This window comes from Pseudomonas sp. D47 (genome assembly GCF_045447305.1).
Classification (GTDB): Bacteria; Pseudomonadota; Gammaproteobacteria; order Pseudomonadales; family Pseudomonadaceae; genus Aquipseudomonas.
The window spans coordinates 1-3,127 of record NZ_JBJGXU010000134.1; the positions used below are offsets into that span (position 1 = coordinate 1).

General features: G+C 53.9%; 1 protein-coding gene. It reads left to right on the forward strand.

Translation table 11 applies throughout. From position 1 onward, the window contains the following. Positions 1-511 precede the first annotated feature (511 nt). Positions 512-3,127: inverse autotransporter beta domain-containing protein (locus ACI77I_RS31810; protein ID WP_407000150.1), on the forward strand; the 2,616-nt coding region annotated here is incomplete at its 3' end.

Sequence of the window (3,127 nt, forward strand, 5' to 3'; positions counted from 1 at the left end):
CCTCTGGCGGCAAGCTCTCAGGCGTCGCAGCCAGCGTCGCCGCCTTCAGTGGTCTCGCTTTGGGCTGTACGAACCTTTATATCCCCATCCTCGTAATGCTCATCCTTACCCAGAGGAACGCTTCGCGTCACGTACCTGAGGCAGGAGCCGTATGCGGTAGTTCCGCACGTACGGATCTATGTGCGGGGGGTGGCAGGTAACTGCCATTCCTACCGCGACCGAAAAAGAGTGGAATTGTCGGATTTTAGCTAATCGGAAGCCGATGCCGGGCACGGCGCCGAGCTGCTGAAGCTCGTCAGAGGCATCATGCTTGAATTTAATCCTGGATGGGATTGGTTAAAGAGCGCGCAGGACCTTTCGCCGTCACGGATGAGAAAATCTGCGCACTCTTGAACTCTCGGAAATAGGCGGTTATTCGAGGGCCCTTGTGTGAAAAACAAGTTTTCACTGTTTTTTCACTACTTTTGGTGTCGATTGTAGTTATAAAGCGTCCAGGACTCTTGATGGCGCGATGGATATGCTCAGCTATAATTTTGGATTTTTTAACCGCCATGCGGGTGCGTTTCGCAAGACTGCATATCTTTGCTTAGCCCTCCAGCTTTTTAGTGTTACCAGCGCGCTCGCATCTCCCGTCGCGGAGCGTGCTATACAAGTCGCGCGTGAAAAAAAACAAACAGTCCTGCCAGACCAAGAATACGTCCTGGTAGTGCCTGCCGAGCATGAAGCGCTTAGCAGTATTGCTGCTCGCTTTGGCGTAACCGAGGCTGCGTTGCAGGCTTTGCATGAACAGACCATGCAGTTAGGCTGGTCCGGCCAAGCCCTTATGATCCCTCGTCAAAACACGGGCGAGTCGCGTTTATACCCTGGCTATGTCACACATACGCTTGCTGTTGGCGAAACGCTGGGCTCACTGGCAGTTCAGGTCAATCGATCAGAGCCTGAGTTGCGTCGCCTCAACACGGTGGTGTTAGGTGAGCCAGCGGTCAATACACTTGGGGCGGGTGAGGTTCTGTTGATCCCGGCCGCTGCTAACCCATCAAAAGCCCTAAAAGGCAACAAGCCTATCAGAGGTATTGACTCGCCTAAAAGTCAGCAGGACTTTGAAATGCTCTTGGCCAAAGTGGCATCCGATGCCGCCAATGCCTATGAGCGTCAGGCGCGTAACAATGGCCAGGGAGCGGGTGTTTTTTTTGCTCAGCACGGCGCTACCACCGCCACCAATGTGCTGACCAACATGATGTCATCCTCGGTTGAGGACGTTTTATCACCTTACGGTCGTGCGAAGATCGGCTTGCGCGCGAATGCGCGCACCAACGATGTCGATCTGAACGTCGATTACTTGCACCCCATTGCCCAAACCGAGAAGGACATCCTCTTCGCTCAACTGGGCGCTCGCACGTTTGATGATCGCAATCTGGCGAACGTGGGCGTAGGCTACCGGCGTCTGGTTAGCTCTGATCTGATGCTGGGCGGCAATACCTTCTTTGATCACGACTTCACCCGCAGTCACAGTCGCGCAGGGCTTGGGTTGGAGATGTGGGGCAACAGCGCCCGTCTCGCGACCAATGCTTATATACCTGTCAGCCCCTGGAAAAAGTCCGATCAGCAACGTTTGAACTCTGATCCCAACCGGATGAACCTGTTTGAGCGCCCGGCCGCTGGTTGGGATGTGCGGGGTGAGGTACTGATTCCCGGTATCCCACAGCTGTCTGCTACAACTCAGTACTTTCAGTGGAAAGGCCAGGGTGTGGACGCTTTTGGTGCTGGTAAACTGAAGAAAGATCCTAGTGGGCATAGTGTCGGTTTGAAGTGGCAGCCGATACCGTTGCTGGATTTTACGTCTGAGCATCAGCAGCTTCAAGGTGGGAGCGGACAGTTTTCCTTCGGCATGAATCTGAATTGGAGTTTTGATCGCGATCTTAACCAACAAATGCGTTCCGGGCAGGCTACAGCCATGAGACCCTTGGCATTGGCTAAGCAGGACTTTGTCGACCGTAATTACAATGTTGTGTTGAACTACAAAGAGCAGGCCAAGTACCGAGATTTCGGATTTATTTCAAAGACGGTTGTCATTCAGGCTAATTCTCCGTCTGGCGCTCCTTTGACTCAGGTCTCACCATCGCTGCGTGGTGTTCCCACCGCAGGTATCGTGCGCTACGAGTTGTCCAGCCACACATCGACGGTGACGATTGATCCTCAGTCAGGCGTAATTACTGTAGCGCCTGGCGCCGACATTCAACAGATCAACGTTATTGCGCGGCTCTATATGCCCCGTCTTGCCTCATTGGAGGGCAGGAACGGTCTGTTCGAAAAGTTGCTGGCCTCTGCGGGTAACGTGTTGCGCGCCACTGCTGGCTTCTTAATTGCCCCGGCGAATGCAGGCGATAATGAGGGCCTCCCTCAGAACTACATCGAAGTCGCCGATGATAGCTACCACCTCGCTATCAGTGAAAGCCAGATCACCGTCGGCTCCATCGAGTTGGCGGTCATCGAGGATCGCTCTCCGGCCAACGGTAGTACACCAAACATAGTCAGTGCAACAGTTTGGGATGATAGGGGCAATCCGGTCGACAACACTGAAGTGAGCTTCACTTTGACCAATACTGCGACGCGCGATGTCCAGATTGCTGTGACTGATGCAAATGGTCTTGCGCGCTTGAGTTTCGCGAGCTCGCTAGCCGGAAAGGTTGCTGTCACCGGTCAATCCAATAGCAAAGCCCATACCATCGATGTTTATTTCATAGCGGATGTACAGTCGGCAGAAATTGTCCTCGATGTGAGTAAGAAAACAGCGACGGCCGGTAACGATGTGGTGATCCTTACCGGAACACTCATTGATGGACATAAGAACCCGGTGCCGGGTGTCAATGTAGGGCTTACGGCCAACAATGAGGCGATGATCGTTCGCAGTGCCATCACAGACGCCGATGGGCGTTTCAGCGCTGAGCTTCGCAGCCAAAAAACTGGAAGCACCGATGTGACAGCGAGTGTAGACGGCGACGTACTTGCTACTGCGACCGTTTCTGTACTCTTTGTGGCGGATACCAGTACGGCGATGATCGACCAGGGCAACCTGACGGTCACCAAAGACAATGCCGTGGCCAACGGCAAGGTCCCCAACGCAGTG